Source organism: Shouchella xiaoxiensis, assembly GCF_016907895.1.
GTDB classification, from domain to species: domain Bacteria; phylum Bacillota; class Bacilli; order Bacillales; family Bacillaceae_D; genus Shouchella; species Shouchella xiaoxiensis.
Genome location: NZ_JAFBCV010000011.1, coordinates 35,252 through 59,354, shown reverse-complemented (window position 1 = coordinate 59,354; position 24,103 = coordinate 35,252). Strand labels below are relative to the sequence as shown.

The window sequence follows — 24,103 nt, the reverse complement described above, 5'->3', positions numbered from 1 at the left end:
CACAATTGGTTTAGCTTTTTTATTATGAATCAAGGAGCGCTGATCGTGAATAACAAATTGAAATTACCGGTTATTCCTTTTGAATTACCTATACGAAAAACAGACGAATTCTTAGGGGAAGAAGAACCAATTATCCAGAATGCGCGTATTGAAAATGAAACGCTCGAAGATTTGGATATGGATCGCATAGTTATAACAAAGTCTTATTTTAAGCAGATTGTATTTTATCAGTCTGAATTGTGGCGGGCAGACCTAACCGATGTCGTATTTGAGAACTGTGACTTCTCAAATGTGAAATTTGAAGAGGCGATTATCCATCGAGTTCACTTTAAAGGCTGTAAATTAACTGGGGCAAGTTTTTCGAAAGCGCATCTTGGTAATGTTTATTTTGAAGATTGCCTTTTAAATTTCAGTGATTTTGTTGAAGCGAAATTAAAACTTGTTGCCTTTACTCAATCATCTATTGAACAAGCTAATTTCTCCGATTCAGTTTTAAAACAAGTAGAATTCCTTACATGCACGATTGATCAGATCCACTTTGGTGAAACGGCTTTAGCAGGGCTTGATATTAGTACGTGTACATACAATCAAATTCATACTTCTTTAAATCAAATGGCGGGCTTAATTGTGTCTAAAGAGCAAGCGGTTGGTTTTGCAAAACTTCTTGGCTTAACCATTAGGGAATAACTAGAAAAGATCGCTAATCATCTAAAAAGATGAAGAAGCAGTGGTTTTTCTTTAGGCAACTCCTATAGACATGGTACACTAGGAAGAGAGATGATTTATATTTTCGGAGGGATAAAATGGGGAAACGATTACTTCTATTTTTAGCTACAAACGTTCTTGTATTAACAACGATCTTCATTGTATGGTCGTTAATTATTCGATTTACAGGCATTGATGGTTCATTCGTATCGAGTGATGGATCCATTCAATTTGCCGTCATTCTGTTATTTAGTGCAATCGTTGGTTTTGCTGGCTCATTCATTTCACTTGGTATGTCTCGTTGGATTGCAAAAAAGATGATGAAAGTGAAAGTGCTTGATCCAGATGGTCCGCTTAATTATCAAGAAAAAGCAGTAGTAGAAAAGGTGCACCGCTTATCACGGACCGCTGGTCTAACTCATATGCCAGAAGTCGGGATTTATCAGTCAGGCGAGGTGAATGCATTTGCAACTGGACCTTCAAAGAAGCGTTCGCTTGTGGCTGTTTCTTCTGGTTTGCTTGACGTGATGGATGACGATTCGGTTGAAGGCGTTATTGCTCATGAAGTAGCCCACGTAGCGAACGGAGATATGGTAACAATGACGTTGCTTCAAGGAATTGTGAATACGTTTGTTGTATTCTTCTCGCGTGTCATTGCAATTGTCTTATCTCGCTTTGTTCGTCCTGAGTTACAGTTTATTGTTCAGTTCGCAGCGATTATTATTCTGCAAATCTTATTCTCTATTTTAGGAAGCCTTGTTATAAGTGCTTATTCACGTCATCGTGAATACCACGCCGATCGTGGTGGCGCAGATTTGGCCGGTAGAGATAAGATGGTCCACGCACTCCGCTCTTTACAGCAGTATGTAAACCGAGCAAAAGCGAATGATCATACGGATGATACAGCGGTACAGACAATGAAAATTAGCGGCAATTCATCAATGATGAAACTAATGTCAACGCACCCTGATTTAAGTGATCGCATTGCTCGCTTAGAACAGCGCTAAGAGAAAAAGAGCGAACCATGACTGGTTCGCTCTTTTTTGCATTGATTTAGATCTTATTAAGGGATAGGATTACCTGCTGAAGCGTAAAGCTCAAACCACTCTTCGCGTGAAAGGTGAATGTCAGATCCTGCACAGGCATCTGACATGCGCTGTGGATTCGTCGTTCCTAACACGACTTGAATGTTTGCCGGATGGCGAGTAATCCATGCGGTTGCAATGGCAGTGGCAGTAACATCATATTTTTCTGCCAAGCGGTCAAGAACTTGATTAAGCGCAGCAAAATTTTCTGTATCGCCAAGAAAAGTACCCTTAAAAAAGCCATTTTGAAATGGAGACCATGCTTGTAACGTCATTTGGTGTAAGCGCGCGTAATCAAGTGTGCCACTGTCACGATTGATGGCGTTGTCCGTCTTCATATTCAGGGACATGCTCGAATCGATTAAGGGGGTATGGGCAAGACTGAATTGAACTTGATTAACAACTAGTTTTTGATTAATGGATTGTTGAAGGTTTTCAATTTGCAGTGGTGTGTGATTTGATACACCGAAATACCGGACTTTCCCGCTGGTATATAGCGATTCAAATGCGTCAGCAACTTCCTCCGGTTCCATTAATGGATCAGGGCGATGTAGGAGCAGAATGTCTAAGTACTCTGTATTTAGGCGTTTTAAAATGGCCTCAACTGATGAGAGAATATGTTGCTTTGAAAAGTCGTAATAACCTGTGGCTCCTTTACGAATGCCACATTTGCTTTGTAAGATCATCTTATCTCTTACTGAAGCATTCATAGAAATGGCCTTTGCAAAGTGTGATTCACAATCACCGTTTCCATAGATGTCGGCATGGTCAAAGAAGTTAATGCCCTCATCTTGGGCTGTTCGAATTAGTTTTTCTGTTTCACTTGAAGAAAGCTGATTGATTCGCATATTTCCCATGACTAGATTAGAGACTTCTAGATTAGTACCAGGCATTTGATTGTATTTCACAAAATCATCTCCCACATTAAGATACCTTCCAGTGTACGGGCAGTGGAGAAGATTGTACAGCTTTATTGCGCCATAATGCCTTTTGCTATTGCCTGTGCCAGCTGACTACGGTAGGATTCATTTGCAAGTTTACTAGCATCGTTTTGGTTCGTGATAAAACCGACCTCTACTAAAGCGGCAGGAACAGTACTATTCCGTAATACATAGAACGTTTCTTCCTTTACACCTCGATTGACACCGTTCGTCTCATTAATAAGACCTGATTGAATCGAAGTTGCTATTGTTTTACCAACCGGGCTACTGGGGTGATAATAGGTTTCGATTCCATTGGCGTTTGGATCTGTATATCCGTTTGCGTGAATACTAATAAACTGGTCTGCCCCCCATGTATTCGTTCGTGCAACCCGCTCTTCTAACGATAAAAAAACGTCATCATTGCGTGTTAATGAGACCGTGTACCCATGTTCTTCTAAGATTGCTTTAGTTTTGCGCGAAATATCGAGCACGACGTTTTTCTCGAGAAGTCCATTAGCAGCTGCTCCACTGTCGTGTCCACCATGTCCCGGGTCAAGCATGATGCGCTTTTGTCCTCCTGATCCTGGATCCGAAGAAGTAACCACGCCTCTCTTGATCCATTCAAGGCTTACATAACCGGTTCCATCTGTCAGGCGGCCCCAGCCATTTCCTTCATCGGTAAAGGTAACTCGCTCCCCGGATTGTTTTGTTCCTACAACATCTGCCCATGTACCTGGAGCACTACGAACGTTAAGTGATGTATTGACATTTACTTCGCCTTCTTCAACTGCTGAAGCGAAAGAAGCCGCAAATGTAAGAGAAAGTGTCATTAAGATTGTTATAAATAGAATAACTCGTTTAAGGTTCATTGGTGTGTCCTCCTTTATGATGCGTGTTTTAGAAGTCTCACCAATCTACGAATCTCTTAAACATTCAAAAAGAAAAAACTGCTTTTCTTTACAAAAGAAAAACAGTTTTATAGCTAGTCAATAAATCGAAGCAAATCTCCTAAAAGGAATTCATCTGATAGCTCAAGCTGTTCACGTACCACTTGCTGATCGGAGAAACATAGATCGTCACTGACTTGATCTCCGCTAGAGCGATCAAAGCATGCATGGTCGGCGTATACATAATCGTTAGAGACGAAGTGTCCATCACGAAAAATAATAGGCATGTCGGCTGGACGAGTAAATAAATCATAGCTAAAGGTTAAGTTATTATCAGTGGAAACTCCTAACAAATGAAGCAAGGTTGTGTGGATATCAATTTGTCCACCTTCTGTTTCAATCGTTTGTCCTTCTTGTCCTGGTATGTGAATAACAAGTGGAATTTTTTGCAAGTCAATATGAGTTAATGTTGTCTCTTCCTGATTTAATAAAGTATGAACGCCACTTTCGTATTGGCGTGAAATTCCGTAATGATCGCCATATAAAACAAACATGGTGTTTTCATACATGCCTTCATCTTTTAATGTGTTAAAAAATTGCTCGATTGCTGCGTCTTGATAGCGGACTGTCGTTGTGTAGCGGTCAACAACGCTAACGCCTGTATCAGGTTGTTCAATTAGCTGATCCTCTTCATCTAATAAAAACGGAAAATGATTTGTGAGTGTAATGAACTTCGCCATATAGGGTTCGTTGACTGATTTTAACAAAGGAATAGATTGATCAAAGAATGGCTTATCTTTTAACCCATAATTAACGCTTAATTCATCTGTCACCTCGTATTCGTCTTTCGAAAAAAAGAGGTCATACCCAAGTGCTTCGTACATTAATTCTCTGTTCCAAAAGGATGCATCATTCGCATGGAAGGCGGCGGACGTATAGTCTCCATGGTTTTCTAACAGTTGCGGAAGCGATTCGTACGTATTTGTATAGCGACGAACAAAAGCAGAGCCGCTTGATAAAGGATAAAAACCAGTATCCAACATAAATTCCATATCTGATGATTTGCCTTGCGCTGTCTGGTCATAAATGTTCGGGAAATAAAAACTTTCCTTAATCAATTCGTTTAAAAAGGGTGTAAGTGGCGCTCCATCAATTTCTTTATCAACAACAAATTGCTGCGTCGATTCAAGACTAATGAGTGCGATGTTCATTCCTGCAGCTAAACCAAAGACTTCCATGTTAGGAGCAGGAGGTTCCACCATATCAGCTGTTGCTTCAGACGCAACCGTTTGATTCGCAAATAGTTCCTTAGCAGGTGCTCGCAACGAATGAACAAGGTTTATCGCTTGGTAGTTGTAGATTCCTAATGAAGAAACAAGCTGATCTCGAGTATAATCTGTATGCAGTAAATAAGGATTTTGTAAGTGGCTTAGTCCAATCGATGTCAGCAATAAACCGACTAGTCCCAGTCGATATGCTTTTTTATTCGGGCGTTTTACGCGAATTTTGTCACGTTTAACCACGATAACGAACCAAGTGAATACAAGGACATCAATTAGTAAAAGTAAATCGTAGGGAGAGAACAACTCAAGTGTGCTAGAGCCGAGACCCCCTACATTATTAAATTGTAGAAAGACCGATGCCGTTAGAAAATCGATGTAAAACCGATAATACAATAAATTTCCAATCAACAGAGCTGTACACAGTATATGTATAATCAAAAAGACAATCGGTCGAACGTGGTTTTTAAAGAAAAAACTAAAGCCAAGTAAGAGCATAAGAGTACCAAGCGGACCAATTAACAGTAAAAACCAATCTAACCAAGACTGAAGTGGTAAGGAGAAACCAATTAAACTGACAGCAATGGTTTTAATCCATAAAATGAGTACACCTAGGATAACTAGGTTCTCGGAGAGGAAAAGCTTAATGGCGTTCATTAATTCATAACCTTCTCTCCTGCATACGCGTGATACGTGTTCGCAATAATACGGGCAGCTTTAAGAGCATTAGAATGATCAACCCTGCCCATTAAAGCAATTTGAATCCAGTTTCGAGACAGTAAATAGCTACTCTCATAACTAATAAAGATCGACTTGAGTTTTAGTGCGTCACCCAGCTTCTTTGAGTTCACCCTTTCTGGCAAACGGATCGTTAAAATAGCGGGTGAAAAATGGTTGAATTTAAGTGTGTCCAGCTCATTCACTTCCATTAAATCCTTAATTTGATACCATAAAGAAGTTGATGACGTAGGCCTGTCCTGTAAAGCTTGGTGAAGAGCGGTTATCAAATTAGTAGAATGTGTAAATGGGACGCTATTATTCTGGCAATAAAGCCCTAGATCCAAATAGCTTGGTAACATATTCGCTGGTCTTGTTGGATACTGATAGAAAACGAGAGCAAGTCCAGGATAGGAGGCTAGTCCTTTCCCGCTAACCGAACTCGCTAAGTAAACACCAGATAAATTAACGGGAACGCAGCCTAAACTTGAACAGGCATCCACGCATAGCTTTACTTTATACGTATTGCAAAGTTGTTTTAATTCTTCCAGTGGGTATAAATAACCTGTAGATGTCTCACAATGGACTGTCCAAAGCCACTTTATCGCCCGGTTACCAGCAAGCAACGTTTTAATGGAATCTAGTGAGACGGGCGACCAATCTTGATGATGCACTCGGTCAAATGATAGGTCCCAGCGTTCAGCTTGCTCCAGTAAGCGCTCACCAAACTCACCACTTGCAATGATTGCGCCGTGTTCCTTTACTTTCGCAAGTTGTCCCGCTATCATTTCGTTTGCCATGGTGCCAGTGCCGACTGCTATTTCAACAAAATGTCCACTCGTTAGTGAGAGTAGTTCTTCTTTAACCTCCTTTACAACGGTAGCCATTGTTTCGGAGCGATGGGAAAAGGGGGGCTTTGACCAGGCTTGCTGTACTTTGCTTGTCATTGATACTGGCCCCGGTAAAAACAATTGCTCTTTAAAGTGAGACCGTTTTGCTGTTATTTTTCTAAACGCTTTCGTCGCTTGAACGAAATTGTCTTCAGTTAAGTACATCGGTTGGAAATAAGCATCTTTCTTACCGACAAGCGGTCCAAACGGAACAAAGCCAATTTTTTGATAGAGGCGAAGTTGTGTTGTAGTACCAGAAATAAGGGCAACGGTATAGCCTTGTTTTAAACAGTAGGACACAAGTTCTGAAACAAGACGAAAGAAAACAAGCCCTTTTCTATATTCTTGTTTTATTGAAAGTAGGCGAATTTCACATAGCTCGCCATAAAGACCCAATTGTTCATCTAGATCCGAGAGTTTTTCATCTAATGAAAACGGTCGTTTATCCCTCACGCAAATCATTGCAATAACTTCTTCCTCCTGTTTTGCAATCACATAGATGTTTTCATCGTCGAATCGATCAATTAACTGATGCTGTTGATTTTCTTGATGCTGTGGTATTTCCTCAACAAACGTTTTGTAATTTAGATGATAGATTTGCTCATATTCTTTTTCTGTCTGAGCAATTTTATATGTAAGAGAAGGAAAAGCCATATTAAGACCCCTTTCGATGTGCAAATAGTACTAAACCTAATAAAATAAAGAATAAAACACTTAGTTTAAAATATGTGAAAATAAGAAAAGCAAATGGGACAATTGAAAGGGCAGTCAAACCAGAATACTTGGAGGATATTCCCACTAACTTTCCTAAACCAACAATTGCGCCAATAAGAAGCAGGACGTAGGGAGCTAATATAAGTAAAAGTGCTAGATAAACAACCACACCTTTACCACCCTGTCCCTTTAAGTGGACAGGCCATATATGTCCAACCATAATAGACACGCCAATCCCAATGAACGCCCAATCAGGAAGCTCGAACAGATATAGTGCGATTGCCAGCGGAATAATTGTTTTTAAAGTGTCTACCACAACTGTACCTACAAAAGCGATTGAACCGAAATTACGACCAGCATTTCGAGCGCCAGCATTCCCGCTCCCTAATGAGCGGATATCTTGTTTATAAATAAATCTACTAATGCAATAAGCCCCGTTTATACAGCCAGATAAGTAAGCAAAAACGTGAAAAAGGATAACCGTCACTAGATCACCTATCTTTTATAAAGTAAATAGAATTTAGGATAATTTTCCTGTTCATCATACCATAACTTTTCAAAACGAATAAGAGAAAAAGCAGAAAGTGAGTCGAGAGAATTATGATTAAACGCATAGATATACAGGTAAGAGAAGTTGCTGAACAAATTTATCAGCTACAAAGAAAGTCATATCAGGTCGAAGCCGAATTAATTCAGTTTGAATGTTTACGCCCATTAGTAGAAACGATCGAACAATTGCGGTCAACAGAGGAGATCTTTTTTTCGTATGTTGTAAAAGGTCAAATAATTGGAGCCATCTCAATTGAACGGAATAAAACAACAATAGATATTTGCCGTCTAATGGTGGATCCAAGCTACTTTAGAAGGGGGATAGCGCGACAACTACTACAGCACATTGAAAGTTCCACTCCATCGATTTACCACTATTCTGTCTCGACAGGTGCAGCGAATAAACCGGCAATTAAGCTTTATGAAAGTGTAGGGTTCTGTAAACAGTCGTTTGAATTAAAGGAAGGTTTGTTGTTAGTTCATTTGCACAAATACACAGAGTAAAATTGGTATTAGCTGAAAAATAGAATAAGTGATACGATTAAATAAATTGTAAAGGAGGTTCAACAAATGTTTTTATTCTTTAGACAGACATGACAGAGTTAATCTAAATGGTTTGAAGAAAATGCATGTAATTAACCATTTAGGAGGATTATTTGATGTTAACACAATTAAAAGTTGAAGCTGAAAATCAATCGTTTTCTGGAACAATTCTCGTCAAAAGAAACAATCATTCTATAATCGAAAGCTTTGGTTACGCTAATAAAGCCGAAAAACTTAAAAATACACATGCAACAAGATATGGGATTGCTTCTGGAAGCAAACTTTTTACATCGATCGCTATTTTTCAATTGATTGAAAGAGGGTTTGTTACGCTAGAAACGAAGATAAGCGATTGTCTTACGTTTAACTTTCCTCATTTTGATGATGAAATATCAATCAAACATCTCCTAACGCACACGTCGGGAATTCCAGATTATTTTGATGAATCTGTAATGGATGATTTCGAAGAATTATGGATCAATACACCGATGTATCGGATCCGAAAGCTTGTCGATTCTTTACCTTTATTTCAGTACAAAACAATGAAAGAGACACCGGGAAGTTTGTTCCGTTACAATAACTCAGGCTATATTCTTCTTGGGCTAATAATCGAACAAGTGAGTGGTCAGCCGTTTTCTGATTACGTTACTGAACATATTCTTACTCCCGTTGGTATGAAGGACTCAGGTTATTTTGAACTCGATGCCCTGCCTGGTCGAACGGCATTAGGTTACATCGAGAAAGAGGATGGTTCTTATAGGACAAATCTCTATTCAGTCCCAGTAAAAGGAGGCGCTGATGGGGGAATCTTTGTTACTGTGGCAGATATGGAGAAGCTTTGGCGACAGCTATATCATGGGGATTTACTATCAAAAAAAATGCGCAATGTCTTGCTAAGTCCTCAAGTTCAAATTGAAGAAGACCTCTATTATAGTTATTGCAGCTATATGGAAGTTCCTGATGAGAAGCCGTCACTTTTCATCTTCATGGGGTATGATCCGGGAGTAAATTACCGAATGACTCACTTTGTAAAGTCTGACACTACCGTAATTGTTTGTTCCAATCATTCTGACGGGGCGTTCAATCTATTAAAAGCAGTTGAGGAAACACTTGCTAATGAAGTATAGAAAAACAAGGGCGACATTCGCCCTTGTTTTTCTATACTTGACAAATCTGAAAAGTAGAGTTATTTTATTTATTAACCGGTGGTCAATTAATAAATGAAGAGGTGGAATAATGACTCCTCGAAAGTCTTCACAACAAGAGTTAACGAAAGAAATTATTTTACAAGAAGCAGATAAACAATTTACCGAACAAGGTTTTTCTCAAGTCTCCATGAGAAAGGTTGCAAAGGAACTCGGCTGCAGCCACGGCGCACTGTACTATCATTATACAAATAAAGCTGAGTTGTTTTATGAAGTGGTTTCTAGTTACTTTATGAAATTGGATTCAATGGTTGACGACGTTAGAGCCCAAGATGATTATCCTCAGGAAGGAATTTTTAACTTATTTCGCTGTTTTTTGCAGTTTGGATTAGATCACCAAAGTCAATATGAGCTTATGTTTATGGTGAAAAATACTGAAGTAGATACATTGACAAAAGCTGCGGCCAATAGGAGTTACGATAAGTTTGCACAGGTTTTATTTGAATGTGCACCGGCTCGTGCAAGTATAAGCGATGTTTATGCTGCATTTGTATCCCTTCATGGATTTGTTGCACATTATATTGGGCGAGTTAAACACTTTTCAGAAGTTGAAGGGGCTGCGCAGAAGCATATTTTATTTTTACAAAAACCTTTTCAAGCATTGTAGAAGAAGAAAGCCGTTAATCGGCTTTTTCTATAAAAACAATTGACCACTGGTCAAAAGAAGGGATGATTATATGAAACATGCTGTTGTATTAGGTGCTTCAGGTGGTATTGGTTATGCATTGACAATGGAACTTGCAAAAAGAGGAGTGAAGGTCACAGCATTTGCGAGAGATAGAGAAAAGCTTAATCGTTTATTTACTACTAATGCTCAAATCACGATTTCTTCTGGCGATGCATTAAATGAAGCCAATTTGTACGATGTAATTGAAAGTGAGGCTATTGTATTTCACGCTCTAAATTTTCCGTATGAAGAGTGGCATAACACCCAAATGAATGTCATCCAAAAAATAATCAAAGTAGCAGAAGAAAAAAGGGCGAAAGTTGTGCTGGCTGACAACATTTATGCTTACGGCAAACAGAGAAATCCTGTCCCAGAAAATAGGGTCAAGCAGCCAATTGCCAAAAAAGGTGAAATACGTTTACAAATGGAGCAGGAACTATTAAAGAGCAAAGTACCTGTAATTATTGCGCATCTCCCCGATTTGTTTGGTCCTCATGCAACGAATACGCTTCTACATGAAACGTTAAAAGGGGCGATTAAAGGTAAAAAAGCAAATTATATTGGGAGAGCAGATCTCGTGCGTGAATTTCTATATACTAGCGATGGTGCAGAGCAAATGATTGATCTTGCTATGAAAGATAATCGATTTAATCAGAATTGGAATATTCCAGGTCAGCTAATTAAAGGAGACGATTTATTTAAGCATATTAAGGAAGTAACAAACACAGAAAAAGGATTTCGAGTCGTAAGTAAAGCGATGATTCAATTTCTAGGACTTTTTAATTCGCAGATGAGGGAACTTGTTGAAATGATGTATCTAAATGAAACTCCGGTCCATTTGGACGGAACAAAAATAGGTAGTGAGTTAAAGAGCATAACACACACATCGTTTAAAGAGGGATTGATGGAGACCGTCAAGTCAATGAAGGCAATCGAAGAGAATCGATAAACGTTTAAGGTCAATAGATACTTTAATAACTGTAATTACTGATCGTTCAAAATCGATTGCCACTTCCTTCATAAAAAAGAGCTGTTATGACAGCACCAATAGCTTGTAAGATGGTTCCTATTTCAAAAATAGGTTCACCGTCTCCGCCTTTTAATTCTATAATACCGCCAATCCCCTCAATGACGTTGCCGAAGAGCTGTAAAAAAGCAGAATAGATTGAAATGACTTCAAATCTTGAGGGGTTTTGAGGAGATTCAGTCCCAAAAAGTGCATAAGAAGTGCCTAATGCTTCAAGGAAAGCACCTTGAATATTTAGAGTGATTTCTTTTTCATCAGGAACGGGTGCAATATCGGCATAAAGCACAGTTAAATTACCGACTGTTTGGATATAAGTACCCGTTTTTTCAGGGCTTACTTCAGCGAGCCCATCTGCAATAAGAGCATTTCCACCAGCTTCTAGAGCATTGCCGTAAATGCTGTAACTTGAGCGTGTAGCCTCAACTAAATCAACACGTTGGGTGGTTGCAATCGCTGAAAAAATAGTACCAATAGCGGTAATCCAGAGACCGACAATTATTTTTTGATCATTGTTGTTATCCATAAAACATCGCTCCTTACTTTCGAGCACAACATTTACTAGTTTATACTATGCAATTGCCTACATTAAGACACGAAAAAAGCTCTTTAATAAAAGAGCTTCAAAAAATAAAACGATTGGGTTAGGAAAAAGCTTCATAATAAGGCAACCGACCAAACCATTGATGCCTCTTCTTCGAGATATACTGATACAGCTGGTGTCCTATTGCTTCGATTAACGATAACTGAAAAAACCAAGTTAACCAAGATGTACTCGGTAAAACAGAGATAATTTCTTGAATAGCACGATAGCCTATAGCCACCTTATCTTTATTTGTAACCACGTAAATCTCTTCATACATATTAATACCTGTAACCTGATGAGCTTTTGTTTTTGTTGAACTACTTACAGACTGAACTGGTACCCAGTTAATTTGATCGCGCCAATCTAAGCTACGAATAATTTTTTTTTGCAAAACGACAGAGTGGGCATTGGCCATCATAAAAGACAATTAAGTTTTTCATTATTCACCTCTGATAGCCAAATGCCCGTTTCTCGTACCGTGCAAACATACAATTTATAGAGAAATTCGTCGACCTTCCTCTGCCGATTGCTTTGCTGCCTGATTGATCCGAGTTAAATCGAGCATATCTTTCTCAGTGATTTGCGCTTGTTCACCTGTTTGTATATGCTTAATCCATTGAGTCATTGCACTATCCGCTTGTGCTGGTAGTTCTGGTGTATGCCAATCAGAATGGTCTAACATGGAAGAGCGGATACGAACGGAACGGTCTTCAACTAATATGGATCCTTTTGTACCATGTAATTCTAAAAGAAAAGGACTCTTGTCTGCAACAAAGCCAGCTTCGATGACTCCGCTTGCTCCAGAAGCATAGTTAACAAGAACGGTAGAATGGTCATCTACTTCCCTATTTGTAATTGAATTCATTTGGCAGTACAAATCGTTGACCTGACCAGCAAGACGATTTGTTAAATAGATCGGATGGGCACCTAAATCAATTAATGCGCCACCGCCACATGTCTCTTTATCGTAAAAGTGTGCAGGGAGCCAGCCATTAGGATTCGCATCCGTTGCTAACGCACCACCATGTTCAAGGCGACAGCGGATCGACGTTAAATCACCTAATAACCCCTGATCAAGTGCGTCCTGAGCATACAGATAAGAGGGGTCGTTTAACCGCGGTAAAGACAGCATTAGTGAAACTTGGTTTTCTTTTACACTTTCAAAAATGAGTGAGCAGTCTTCTTCTGTAAGCGCCAACACTTTTTCAGAAAAGATATGTTTTTTTGCTTTTGCGGCCTCAAGTATCACATCGGTATGCATTGAGGTAGGTGTGTCAACGATAACTGCATCTATATCTGAGCGATTTAATAGTGTGGTGATATTTTCTTCAAAATCGACGTTTAATTCTTGCGCCCATTGATTTCCTCGTTCTTTATCCTCATCCCAAACAGCTTGGATGACAATGTCAGGATGCTCATTCGCTTCCCTCGCATAATCGTTTGCATGAACATGCCATCGGCTTAATAGTGCAACTCGAATCATAAAAATCCTCCTTGTACGTTAATTACACTACATACTAGAGAGCTTCTATTCTACTGTCAAGACAAAAAAGTATTATTTTCTGACTATGCTCGATGGAGGATCAGTTTTTTAAACCGGAGCGGAGATATATGTTTTGCTTGTTTAAATTGAGAGATAAAATAACTTGTACTTGAATAACCAACTGTTCCTGCTACTTCTGTTATTGATAAAGAAGTTGTCGTTAATAGCTTTTCTGCTTCGGTAATTCTCACGTAATTCAACAGTTCAGTAAAGGAACGTCCTGTTACATTTTTAATTTTCCGAGAGAAATAACTGTAGCTTAAATTACAATGATGAGCAGCTTCTTTTGCTGTGAGCAGAGAGGTGTACTTGGTTTCAAGCAGGGAAAATACGTCACGCATTAGCTGAACATCCTCATCATTAATGGCATCGTTTAAACCGACTGAGATTCCGGATTTACGCCAATGGCGCAAAACAGCTAAAAAGATCGCACAGATATGGATTCGAATTGCAAAGTCATAGCCGTAGTCCTTGGCGGAAAATTCCTGTTCAATCTTACTAATTGTTGAAGGGATCGTTGTTTGTGAAATCTCAGCTTGCTTAAGTAAGGTTTGTGGACTGGATTTGGCCATGGTAAAAGGAACGATATACTTCGATTCAAACAAAGATCTCGACGTTGAGTAGAGAACTTCGGGACCGAGCTTGAGAACAATATAGTTTACATGGTCTCCTTCTTCTGCATAAATGGCGTGAACTTCATTCGAATTAATAATCATGAGATCACCAGGTTCCATAATGAATGACTGACCACTAACGAAAACACGTGTCGAGCCTGAAAATGAATACAACAATTCGATCGCATCGTGAAAATGGGGATTAGCAATGCGGTTCATAGGAGGGCTGTATTCCATATGACAGTGAATGGGGTGCTTAATTTGATTATCGGGTAGTCTTTTTTCCTGGTAAGGTTCCAGTTGTGGAAACATGAGAAATCACTCCGATGACAAAAATTTTATATAATTGAATAGTTCTAGTATATAATCAATTTGTTCTGCATGGTACCCTTTTTGCAAGCAAAGAGAAAAAGGAGGGATGTATCGTGGCAAAAATTGGATTGCAATTGTATTCTGTAAAAGAACGCTGTGCAGAAGATTTTTTTGGAACATTAGATGAGGTAGCTAAATCAGGCTACGATGGTGTTGAGTTCGCTGGGTATTATGATAAAACAAGCCAGGAATTAAATAGAAAGCTGAAAGACATTGGACTAGCTGCAGCTGGGAGTCATATCTCAATTGAGCAACTTGAACAATCACTTGATGGGATAATTGAGTTCTCTCACAATATTGAAAGCCCTTACATCGTTTGCCCTGGACTACCTGAACAATACCGCGATAGCGTCGATGCGTACAAACGAACTGGTGAGTTATTCTCGAAAATCGGAGAAAAAACAGCTGAAGCGAATATTCGTTTTGGTTACCACAACCACGATATTGAATTAAAGAAGTTTGATGGAGAATATGGACTTGATCTACTTTTTCAACATGCAGACCCCCGTTATGTCTGGATGGAACTTGATACATTTTGGCTAGAGGCAACGGGTTTAAAATCAGTTGATTGGATTCATCGTTATAAAGAACGTATTAATCTTCTTCATATGAAAGATATGAACAATCCGAAAGAGCTTCGGAATGTCGAAGTTGGCTCAGGTGTAATGGATTTTGTTGGCATCCATGAGGCAGCAAAACAGTATCAGGTTGATTGGTATACAGTCGAACAAGAACAGTTTGATAAGAATGAATTTGTTTCTATAAAAGAGAGTGCCCAGTATTTAAATTCTTTACTAAATCGCTAAACAGGAGTGAATGGACATGTCAGAAAGAACAATTCGTATTGGAATTATTGGTTGCGGTGGAATAGCAAATGGAAAGCAAATGCCAAGTCTTTCAAAAGTAGCTGGTGTTGAGCTCGTTGCCTTTTGTGATATTGTCAAGGAAAAAGCGGAAAAGGCAGCAAATGATTACGGAGTCGCTGATGCAGATGTGTATACGGATTATAATGAATTGCTCAAGGATACGTCCATTGATGTCATTCATGTCTGTACACCTAATAAGTCCCATGCCCCGATAAGTATTGCAGCACTTGAGGCAAATAAACATGTGTTGTGTGAAAAACCGATGGCTAAAACAGCGTCTGAGGCTCGTCAAATGGTTGAAACAGCAAAGCGCGTAGGGAAGAAACTAACCATCGGTTATGATAATCGGTATCGAAATGATTCGTTTTATTTGAAAGAACTTGTTGATCAAGACGAGTTCGGTGATATTTACTTTGCTAAAGCGCACGCCATACGAAGAAGAGCGGTTCCGACGTGGGGAGTGTTTTTAAACGAAGAAGAACAGGGTGGCGGTCCATTAATTGATATTGGTACTCATGCTTTAGATCTGACGCTGTGGACAATGAACAATTATAAGGTAAAAAGCGTTGTTGGTAATGTCTATTACAAGCTCTCCGATACTGAAAACGCGGCAAATGCTTTTGGTCCATGGGACCCGAAAGAATTCACGGTTGAAGACTCAGCATTTGCGTTTATTACGATGGAAAATGGTGCCACCGTTTCACTTGAAGCAAGCTGGGCACTTAATACGCTTGATGTGGACGAAGCAAAAACAACTCTTTGCGGGACTAAGGCAGGGGCTGATATGAAAGATGGACTTCGAATCAATGGCGAGAAATTAAGCAGGCTTTATGTCACAAAACCTGATTTAAATGCTGGTGGAGTCGCTTATTATTCCGGTGGATCAGAGAGTCAAGCTGATAAGGAAGCTCGTCTGTGGATTGAGGCCATACGCAATGACACAGAGCCGGTTGTTAAAGCGGAACAAGCTCTTGTTGTGAGTGAAATTTTAGAAGCGATTTATGAATCAGCTAAAACTGGTAAAGCGGTTTATTTCAACGAAGCGAACGAGCCAATCACTTCTAACTGATGGAGGTGCAAGTCAATGTCTGTTGCAATAAAAGACTGTCGTTTATTTGTATGGGCAAGCTACCTAGCGGTTGGGGCAGTTTTCATAACGGGCTGTGGGGACGAAGAAGTAGACACAATTGAAGAGACCATTACGGTCGAAGGAAGAACAACTGTAACCTATTGGCACAATCATACGGGCAGAGGACTTGAGGCGATTGAACAACTTGTAGCTGATTTTAATGCCAGTCAATCAGATATTTTTGTTCAGCCAATCTATAGCGCTTCATCAGAGGGGGATGACCAGCGATTGCTTACGGCGATCGCTGGTGGGAATCCACCTGATCTTGCTCATTTTGATCGGTTTAAAGTAGCTCAGTATGCGAATGAGAATTCGCTAGAATCTCTTACTCCATTTATTGAGGCTGACAATTACGACATGGGCATTTATTACGACTACGCTGTTGAAGAAACCACATATGAAGAGGAAATTTATGCAATGCCTGTAACGACGGATTCAAGGTTGTTATTTTACAACAAAGACCGCTTTGCTGAAGTTGGTCTCGACCCAGAAGATCCACCGCAAACAATTGAAGAGCTTGAGTATGCGATTGAGCAATTATCAACAATTGAAGATGGTCGTGTGGAAGAGCTCGGTATGGTTCCGTGGACGGCACAAGGTTGGTTATACACCTGGGCATGGGCTTTTGGTGGTGATTTCTATGATTTAGAAACAAATCAATTATCAATCGACCACCCAAAGAACATTGAAGCCCTTGAGTGGCTTGTTTCTGTTGCTGATGAATATGATGCTGCTACTGTGACAAGTTTTGATACTGCTCAAGGAAGTAATGAAATGGATCCATTTATCCAAGGTATTTACAGTATGAAGGTGGATGGCCCCTTTTCAATTTCAACCATCAATCAGTATAAACCTGACTTAAATTATGGTGTCACACCAGTACCTACTCCAACTGGAGACGACTTTGCAACATGGTCTGGCGGAACTTCAATTATCATGCCTCGTGGTGCAAAAAACCAAGAAGAAGCATGGGAGTTTTTAAAATATGTTGGCAGTGTAGAAGGGCAATTAACGTATAGTGATATGAATAGCCAGATGTCCGTCATTGCTGAAGTAAATGAAGAACTTTATGCGGATGACCCAATCATGACGGAATTTATTGAAATTTTGCCATTTTCTAACACTAAGCCTCCAATACCAAGTGGTCAGCTCTTATGGAATGAACTTGATCGCGCCGTAGAATATGCGATTCACGGCAGGGATGATCCAAAAACGTTGCTAGAAAAAGTTGCGAGAAAAGTAGAGGAAGCGGAGAAATAGGAGGTGAGCAAATGGAGAAACTAGAAACAGGAAAGTCACCTAAAGTTAGGAAAAGCAAAAGAAGGTCCAACGAGAGCTTGACAGGCTGGTTGTTTGCTCTTCCTTGGGTGATAGGGTTGTTGCTATTTTTTGCGTACCCATTAATATCCTCGATTTATTATAGCTTTACCGACTTTAGTATTTTACAGAGCGGTGAATTTATTGGCTTAGCTAACTACCGTGAGTTATTCCAAGATGATTTGTTTTGGATTTCCATCTACAACACACTTTACTTTGCTTTATTGTTTGTTCCATTAAGCATTATTTTTGGAGTTGCTTTAGCAATGGTATTAAATATGAAAGTTCGAGGAATGGCCATTTATCGAACGATATTCTTTTTGCCCACACTCGTTCCTCACGTTGCTCTAGCAATTCTATGGATCTGGATATTGAATCCACAGTTTGGCTTGGTTAATGCCTTGCTCGACTTTGTCGGTATTCAGGGACCACCTTGGTTGGGTAGTACATTCTGGTCAAAACCGTCACTTATTCTTATGTCACTATGGGGGATTGGGCAAGCGGTTATTATTTATTTAGCCGGCTTAAGTGATATTTCACAAGAGTATTATGAGGCTGCGGAAGTAGACGGAGCAAGTTTCTTGCAAAAAACCTTCCGGATTACAATACCGCTATTGACACCGGTTATTTTCTTTAATTTGATTATGGGTATCATAGGAGCCTTGCAGCAGTTCACTTTGCCATACACAATGACGAACGGAACTGGTAGTCCAGCAGACTCGTTAACTTTCTACGTCATGTACTTGTATGACAATGCGTTTAGCTACTTTAGAATGGGCTATGCTTCTGCGATGGCTTGGATTTTGTTTATTATTATCATGCTTTTAACGGCGCTCGTATTTTGGAGTTCAAAACGTTGGGTTCATTATCAAGGAGATTAAAGGGAGGGGAAGGATATGGACGCGTTGAAAAAGAAAAAACTGAAAAGTGTGTATGCTCATATTGTTTTAGTGGCAGCATCTATTGTATTCTTAATTCCGTTTATCTGGATGGTATCAACATCGTTTAAGCCGATCACTCAAGTATTCACGTTTCCGCCTGAATTTTTGCCCCGACCTTTTCAATGGGAAAATTATATTGAAGCAACAAAATACATTCCCTTTTGGACGTACACCTATAACACAGCCGTAATCACTGGTTTGAGTACGCTTGGTGTAGTGATTTCCTGCCCATTAGTGGCCTATAGCTTCGCCAAGTTAAGATGGCGTGGAAGGAATACCATGTTTGCGATAACGATTGGCGTTATGATGATTCCTGCTCAAGTAACGATGATTCCTTTGTTTTTGCTGTTTAATCAGTTTGGTTGGGTAGGAACGAATCTTCCGCTCATTGTACCTGCTTTCTTTGGCGTACCTTTTTCAATATTCCTCTTGCGTCAATTCTTTAAAGGGCTGCCTGATACGTTAAGGGAAGCAGCCAAAATCGATGGTGCAAGTGAATGGCGTATCTATTGGCAAATCATGTTCCCTCTTGCCAAGCCCGCTATATTAGCAATTGCTTTGTTCCAATTCATGGCATCGTGGACAGACTTCTTAGGGCCACTCATATATTTAACAGAAGAAGCTTCATATACATTATCGCTTGGACTTCAGCAGTTCCAAAATCAACAAGGCTCTCAGTGGCATCTAATGATGGCTCTTTCAACAATGATGACACTTCCAATTATCGTGCTTTTCTTTTTCATGCAGAAAACCTTTATTAACGGAATTACGTTTACCGGTATTAAAGGATAAGGTAAAAAGTCAGCGCTCTGATGAGAGTGCTGACTTTTTTGTTGGGTTCATCATTATTTCTAATTACTTATTCTTTTCAAAAAAATAAATGTTCTTTATAATGAAGATAAGTAATGAAAGGAGTGGCATCGTAGGTGATGGAGCAAACAGTTACAATTCCACAACATTATAATTTAGCAGAAGAAGTCGAAAAGGAAGCAGACCTTGAGCAATTAGCAATTATATGGAGGAATGATCAAGGAGATCAAGTGGAGTGGAATTATCGCCAATTAATTAAAAGGATGAATCAATTAGCAAATGTCTTTATGACGCTTGGGCTAGAGAAAGATGATCGTGTTCTTCTGCTTTTTCCACGAGTTCCTGAAGCGTATGCGACTTATTTAGCGTGTATAAAAGCGGGACTTGCCATTATACCTTGTTCTGGAATGTTACGGGCAAAAGATCTTGCATATCGGATTCAGCATGCTAAGGCAAAAGGTGTAATCGCATACGGTAGCTTAACAGAAGAGGTAGATAAGATAACGGATGAGCTTCCTTCATTAAAAGTAAAAGGAGTGTTTGCTCAGTCCGCAGAGGGATGGCATGATCTTCACTTACTTCAGGAAAATGAAAGCGATTACTATCAAGTTGAGACGACGAAGGATGATGTTGCGTTCCTGCCGTATACGTCAGGAACAACAGGAAATCCTAAGGCAGTTGTTCATACACAAGGATGGGCGTATGCTCATTTGAAAACAGCATCTACAGAATGGTTAGGAGTGAATAAAGGTGATGTCGTCTGGGCGACAGCTGCTCCTGGTTGGCAAAAGTGGGTTTGGAGCCCGTTTTTATCTGTGATCGGTAAACATGCGACTGCATTCGTTTACGATGGTCCTTTTGATGCAAAAAAATACCTTCAATTAATTGATGACTATCAAGTATCGGTATTTTGCGCGACTCCAACAGAATATCGCATGCTTGCAAAAGAAGAGGCGCTCTCAACGTACAAACTTGATAGCGTTAAGCAGGCGGTTTCTGCTGGAGAGCCATTAAATCGCGCAGTCATATCAACATTTCAAGAAGAGTTTGGTTTAACCGTTCGTGATGGCTATGGACAAACGGAAAATACGTTGTTAATCGGAACAATGATTGGGATGGAAGCTCGCCCCGGTTCTATGGGGAAGCCAACGGTCGGAAATGGAGTTAAACTTATAACAGAATTAGGAGAAGAGGCACCGATTGGAGAAGTGGGGATGATTGCTGTACATAAGTCAGCTCCAGCCTTATTCCAACGCTATGATCAAGATAGTGAAAGAACCAAACAAGCTTTTATTGGTGATTACTATGTAACGGGTGATCTAGCGAAGCAAGATGAAGAGGGGTATTACTGGTTTGAAGGAAGAGGTGATGACATCATTATTTCCTCTGGCTATACGATTGGTCCTTTCGAAGTGGAAGATGCATTAACGAAGCATCCGGATGTGAAGGAGTGTGCAGTTGTTGCCAGTCCAGACGAAGTAAGAGGCAGCATCGTAAAGGCGTTTGTCGTATTAAACCGAGAAATGAATCAGCTTGATGAACTTGCGATAGAACTACAGGAGTTTGTAAAAAGGGAAACAGCTCCTTACAAGTATCCACGAGTGATTGAGTTTATTGATGAACTGCCTAAAACAGTGTCCGGAAAAACGCGGAGAATTGAACTTAGAAAACGTGAAAATGAGCGGTATCACACATGAGTTAGCCGGTATAGTTCTAATTGAACTATACCCTATTTAATTTGGTTAAATGCCTTTTCTCATGGTCGAATCGTTCCTTTCGTGATACGCTTTTATGAGGAATTTTAAAGGAGTGGTTGAAAATGAAAATAGACGAACCTATTTATCTATCGCCTGTTTTTCAAGAACGTATTTGGGGCGGGCAAAAATTAAGTGCGTTTGGCTATGATTTGCCTTATGAGAAGACAGGAGAATGCTGGGGGATCTCAGCCCATCAAAACGGGATGAGCATTGTGCGGTCTGGCCAGTTTAAAGGCAAATCATTAGAAGAGTTGTGGCGGGCCGAACCTGAATTGTTTGGGGGAGAGACGACGACAGAGTTTCCGTTGCTCGTTAAGCTGTTAGATGCAAAAGAGGACTTATCTGTGCAAGTTCACCCGAATGATGATCAAGCCTCATTACTTGAAGATGGAGAAGCGTATGGAAAAACTGAATGCTGGTATGTTGTAAGTGCTGAAGCAGATTCAGAGCTAATACTTGGCCATACCGCAGCAACATCTGAAGAGTTTGAAGAACGTATTACAACCGAAGAGTGGAGTCAATTATTAAAGCGTGTTCCAATCAAGACCGGTGATTTTTTTCATGTGCCAAGTGGAACAATTCATGCGATCGGTGCTGGCAGTGTCATTTTAGAAACACAACAAAGTTCAGATACGACCTACCGTGTGTATGACTTTGATCGAACCGATGACGAAGGGAAGAAAAGGGAACTCCATCTTGATAAAGCGAAGCAAGTAACGATGGTTCCCCATGAACCTTATTCAGTAAAGCCTGAGGTAATCCTAGCTGAAGAAGGAAATCAACTATTGAAACTTGTCACTACCCCGTTTTTTTCAGTATTCAAGGTAACGGTAGCGGGATTGTGGGAAAATCAAATTGATGCTCCTTATTTACTCGTCAGTGTTCTAACAGGTGATGGAGTTTTGGAAGCTGATGAGAAAACATTCGAACTTAAAAAAGGTGACCACCTAGTGATTCCTAAGGAGATTGTTTCTACTTTTAAACTAAGAGGGAATATAGAAGCTATTATAAGCCATACATAATAAGCGAATGGAATGAGTGGAAATGAATCTACAAAAATGGGATTTGACTCGCATTTACAATGGTGAAGAAGAGGTAAACAGAGAAAGTAAACGTCTTAGTGAAATGTTAGGACAATTGGAGAACAGAGAATCGCTGCTTTCTCTTAAGGAATGGAAAGACGTTGCCACAACCATTAGCGAGATTGAAGCGTTTGATTCGCTTTATTATATTCTTCTAATGGAAGGTGCAGCGCAATCCGTTTTAACGATTGTTCGTGAGCATGAGCGAAGCTTAAAAATGAAAATGAAACGCGTTCTTAACAGACAGAGTCAGTTGTATGCCAAACTAAGTCTTGATGAACAAGCGCTATTTAACGAAGGACTGGAAGGTCAATTTGATGTAAGTCGTGTAACAAGCACGACTCCATCAGAGGCGGAGACTGCTTTATTTTCAATGGCAGGAGAAACAAAGAAATCAGTAGAATTAGCGATAAATGAGATGAAAAAGCAATTAGTTGTAACGAATCGTTTAACAGGAGGCAAACTTTCGATTGCAGAAGCAAATAAGATTGCTCTTCATAATTCAAATGAAAAAAGCGATGAAACTATAGTAGCGGATTTGAACCAAGCGCTTGAAAAGCAGGCTCCTTTTTTTGCGATAATGTATAATCAATTAATTCAGACGAGGATAACAGAGTCTCAATATGATAAAACCAATCCGCTTGCCGAGTCATTGAAGAGTAATGGAATAACGAATGATACTCTCAAACTTATGTGGAAAACAGTCGATCAGTTAATCCCTGCGTTGACATCGTACATTGTAAAGCGTGAAGACGGGAAGCGGGTATCCTGGTACGACTACATGACTCGTTCAAAAAAAGTTCAAGTGAACATTCGTTTTCATGAAGCGGTTGAAAGAATTGGTGATTCATTATCAGCTATTGATCAACGATTGGGTAGTTTTGTACATAAGGCGCTTGAACAGGGCTGGGTTGATGCGACGCTCCATGAGCGTAAACAAGGTGGTTTTTGCGCGCCATTCTTGACGAAAGGAGAATCAAGAATATCCCTTGCGTACGATGAATCAATTGATAGTGTGCGCAGACTTGCTCATGAAATTGGACATGCGTGGCATTTCAAGCAAATGGAATGTGCAAACAATCTTTACTTCTCGGACGAAAGGTTTGAGATGACTTCAGCAGAAACGGCATCAATCTTTTTTGAAACGATAGTAATCGATTCATTGGTTGCAGATGAACGGAATAAAGCTTTGAGAAAGCAAATGCTTAGCTGGAAAATCGAGCAGATGGTTCATTACCTGATGTCCATTCGTTCTGCCTTTCTGTTTGAAGAGGCTGTTTGTCAAAAACGGAAAGATGGTCCACTAATCACTGAAGAGTTAGAACAGCTCTCTCTTTCTAGTCAGCAAGAAGCTTTTGGTGCTGTCTTTACTGGATATGAGCGTTATAAATGGATCAAGCAGAGTCATTTCTTTATGGCGGAATTCCCTTTTTATAATTATTCTTATACTTTTGGTTTTTTAATAAGCCAAGGTTTAGTGGAGTTAGCAAGCAAAGATGCTGCTTTTGTTAATAAATTTGGCCTACTCTTAAGTGAAACAGGGAAAATGCCGATAAAAGACCTTATTCTAAACCATTTTCAAATCAATTTGTCTGAACCAGCTTTCTGGGAAGTAGTTGTAGGTAAACTTTTGAGTGAAATCAAAAGCTGGCATGATATGTAGCAAGGAAATGTTGTAGTTAAATAAAAGGTCAACAATCATGTTTAGGAGGTGTTTAATGAATTCTCTGATACTGTACTTACTAGCAGGTGTACTGATTGGATTTGTAACAGCTGGTCAACTAGGTGTGATGCTTGGACTTATAGCTGGGATTTTAATGCAAATTACAATGCAATTAGACCAATTACTAAAAAAGAATAAAATCAATAAAAAGCCATAAGCTGGACCAGTTTCATT

At 39.7% G+C, this 24,103-nt stretch carries 24 protein-coding genes; 15 read left to right on the top strand and 9 right to left on the bottom strand.

The window, feature by feature from the left end:
* Positions 1–45 precede the first annotated feature (45 nt).
* On the top strand, positions 46–687 hold the full coding sequence (locus JOC54_RS15965) for a pentapeptide repeat-containing protein (protein ID WP_204467434.1): 642 nt from the start codon (positions 46–48) through the stop codon (positions 685–687).
* Between the two features lie 116 nt (positions 688–803).
* Positions 804–1,712: a protease HtpX gene (htpX, locus tag JOC54_RS15960; RefSeq protein ID WP_204467432.1), complete on the top strand. Its 909-nt coding sequence runs from the start codon at positions 804–806 to the stop codon at positions 1,710–1,712.
* A 56-nt stretch (positions 1,713–1,768) separates the two neighbouring features.
* Here htpX and JOC54_RS15955 read toward each other — a convergent pair whose 3' ends face one another.
* The 5 genes from JOC54_RS15955 to JOC54_RS15935 form a co-directional block, all read right to left on the bottom strand.
* Complete coding sequence (locus JOC54_RS15955) at positions 1,769–2,683, bottom strand: aldo/keto reductase (RefSeq protein WP_239586781.1); 915 nt, start codon at positions 2,681–2,683, stop codon at positions 1,769–1,771.
* Positions 2,684–2,760: 77 nt separating this feature from the next.
* The gene (locus tag JOC54_RS15950; RefSeq protein WP_204467427.1) at positions 2,761–3,582 is read right to left on the bottom strand and encodes an N-acetylmuramoyl-L-alanine amidase family protein; all 822 of its coding nucleotides are present in this window, start codon (positions 3,580–3,582) and stop codon (positions 2,761–2,763) included.
* 113 nt (positions 3,583–3,695) lie between these two features.
* Complete coding sequence (locus tag JOC54_RS15945) at positions 3,696–5,537, bottom strand: LTA synthase family protein (RefSeq protein WP_204467425.1); 1,842 nt, start codon at positions 5,535–5,537, stop codon at positions 3,696–3,698.
* Positions 5,537–7,141: a GNAT family N-acetyltransferase gene (locus tag JOC54_RS15940; protein WP_204467423.1), complete on the bottom strand. Its 1,605-nt coding sequence runs from the start codon at positions 7,139–7,141 to the stop codon at positions 5,537–5,539. The genes JOC54_RS15945 and JOC54_RS15940 overlap by 1 nt, the downstream gene beginning before the upstream one ends.
* 1 nt (position 7,142) lies before the next feature.
* Positions 7,143–7,688: a glycerol-3-phosphate acyltransferase gene (locus JOC54_RS15935; protein ID WP_035418864.1), complete on the bottom strand. Its 546-nt coding sequence runs from the start codon at positions 7,686–7,688 to the stop codon at positions 7,143–7,145.
* 113 nt (positions 7,689–7,801) lie between these two features.
* Between JOC54_RS15935 and JOC54_RS15930 the strand changes: the two genes are divergently transcribed.
* The 4 genes from JOC54_RS15930 (at position 7,802) to JOC54_RS15915 (ending at position 11,114) form a co-directional block, all read left to right on the top strand.
* On the top strand, positions 7,802–8,254 hold the full coding sequence (locus tag JOC54_RS15930) for a GNAT family N-acetyltransferase (protein ID WP_204467420.1): 453 nt from the start codon (positions 7,802–7,804) through the stop codon (positions 8,252–8,254).
* Positions 8,255–8,409: 155 nt separating this feature from the next.
* Complete coding sequence (locus JOC54_RS15925; RefSeq protein ID WP_204467418.1) at positions 8,410–9,420, top strand: serine hydrolase domain-containing protein; 1,011 nt, start codon at positions 8,410–8,412, stop codon at positions 9,418–9,420.
* Between the two features lie 109 nt (positions 9,421–9,529).
* A complete protein-coding gene (locus JOC54_RS15920) occupies positions 9,530–10,105 on the top strand; it encodes a TetR/AcrR family transcriptional regulator (protein WP_204467416.1) in 576 nt (191 codons plus the stop codon).
* Positions 10,106–10,175: 70 nt separating this feature from the next.
* Entirely contained in the window at positions 10,176–11,114 is a 939-nt protein-coding gene (locus tag JOC54_RS15915; RefSeq protein ID WP_204467413.1) for an SDR family NAD(P)-dependent oxidoreductase, read from the top strand.
* Between the two features lie 46 nt (positions 11,115–11,160).
* On the opposite strand, the gene JOC54_RS15910 is transcribed toward JOC54_RS15915, so the two are convergent.
* From JOC54_RS15910 to JOC54_RS15895, 4 genes are all read right to left on the bottom strand, one after another.
* Entirely contained in the window at positions 11,161–11,715 is a 555-nt protein-coding gene (locus tag JOC54_RS15910; protein ID WP_204467411.1) for a DUF6944 family repetitive protein, read from the bottom strand.
* Between the two features lie 118 nt (positions 11,716–11,833).
* Positions 11,834–12,193: a thiol-disulfide oxidoreductase DCC family protein gene (locus JOC54_RS15905; RefSeq protein WP_239586780.1), complete on the bottom strand. Its 360-nt coding sequence runs from the start codon at positions 12,191–12,193 to the stop codon at positions 11,834–11,836.
* Between the two features lie 75 nt (positions 12,194–12,268).
* Positions 12,269–13,258 carry a Gfo/Idh/MocA family protein gene (locus tag JOC54_RS15900; RefSeq protein ID WP_204467407.1) on the bottom strand — a complete coding sequence of 330 codons (990 nt, stop codon included), beginning with the start codon at positions 13,256–13,258 and terminating at the stop codon, positions 12,269–12,271.
* Between the two features lie 83 nt (positions 13,259–13,341).
* Positions 13,342–14,244: a helix-turn-helix domain-containing protein gene (locus JOC54_RS15895; RefSeq protein WP_204467405.1), complete on the bottom strand. Its 903-nt coding sequence runs from the start codon at positions 14,242–14,244 to the stop codon at positions 13,342–13,344.
* A 113-nt stretch (positions 14,245–14,357) separates the two neighbouring features.
* On the opposite strand from JOC54_RS15895, the gene JOC54_RS15890 reads away from it, so the two are divergent.
* The 9 genes from JOC54_RS15890 (at position 14,358) to JOC54_RS15850 (ending at position 24,086) form a co-directional block, all read left to right on the top strand.
* On the top strand, positions 14,358–15,110 hold the full coding sequence (locus JOC54_RS15890; RefSeq protein WP_204467403.1) for a sugar phosphate isomerase/epimerase family protein: 753 nt from the start codon (positions 14,358–14,360) through the stop codon (positions 15,108–15,110).
* A 16-nt stretch (positions 15,111–15,126) separates the two neighbouring features.
* Complete coding sequence (locus tag JOC54_RS15885) at positions 15,127–16,239, top strand: Gfo/Idh/MocA family protein (RefSeq protein WP_035418874.1); 1,113 nt, start codon at positions 15,127–15,129, stop codon at positions 16,237–16,239.
* Positions 16,240–16,254: 15 nt separating this feature from the next.
* Complete coding sequence (locus JOC54_RS15880; protein WP_204467401.1) at positions 16,255–17,559, top strand: ABC transporter substrate-binding protein; 1,305 nt, start codon at positions 16,255–16,257, stop codon at positions 17,557–17,559.
* An 11-nt stretch (positions 17,560–17,570) separates the two neighbouring features.
* Complete coding sequence (locus JOC54_RS15875) at positions 17,571–18,497, top strand: carbohydrate ABC transporter permease (RefSeq protein ID WP_054794594.1); 927 nt, start codon at positions 17,571–17,573, stop codon at positions 18,495–18,497.
* A 15-nt stretch (positions 18,498–18,512) separates the two neighbouring features.
* Positions 18,513–19,349, top strand: coding sequence for a carbohydrate ABC transporter permease (locus tag JOC54_RS15870; RefSeq protein ID WP_204467399.1), 837 nt, complete (start codon positions 18,513–18,515; stop codon positions 19,347–19,349).
* 137 nt (positions 19,350–19,486) lie between these two features.
* Complete coding sequence (locus tag JOC54_RS15865; protein ID WP_204467573.1) at positions 19,487–21,064, top strand: acetate--CoA ligase; 1,578 nt, start codon at positions 19,487–19,489, stop codon at positions 21,062–21,064.
* A gap of 122 nt (positions 21,065–21,186) precedes the next feature.
* Positions 21,187–22,146, top strand: a complete 960-nt coding sequence (manA, locus tag JOC54_RS15860) for a mannose-6-phosphate isomerase, class I (protein ID WP_204467397.1) — start codon at positions 21,187–21,189, stop codon at positions 22,144–22,146.
* Positions 22,147–22,168: 22 nt separating this feature from the next.
* Complete coding sequence (locus JOC54_RS15855) at positions 22,169–23,869, top strand: M3 family metallopeptidase (protein WP_204467395.1); 1,701 nt, start codon at positions 22,169–22,171, stop codon at positions 23,867–23,869.
* 55 nt (positions 23,870–23,924) lie between these two features.
* Positions 23,925–24,086, top strand: a complete 162-nt coding sequence (locus JOC54_RS15850) for a hypothetical protein (RefSeq protein ID WP_157684359.1) — start codon at positions 23,925–23,927, stop codon at positions 24,084–24,086.
* The last annotated feature ends 17 nt before the right edge of the window (positions 24,087–24,103 follow it).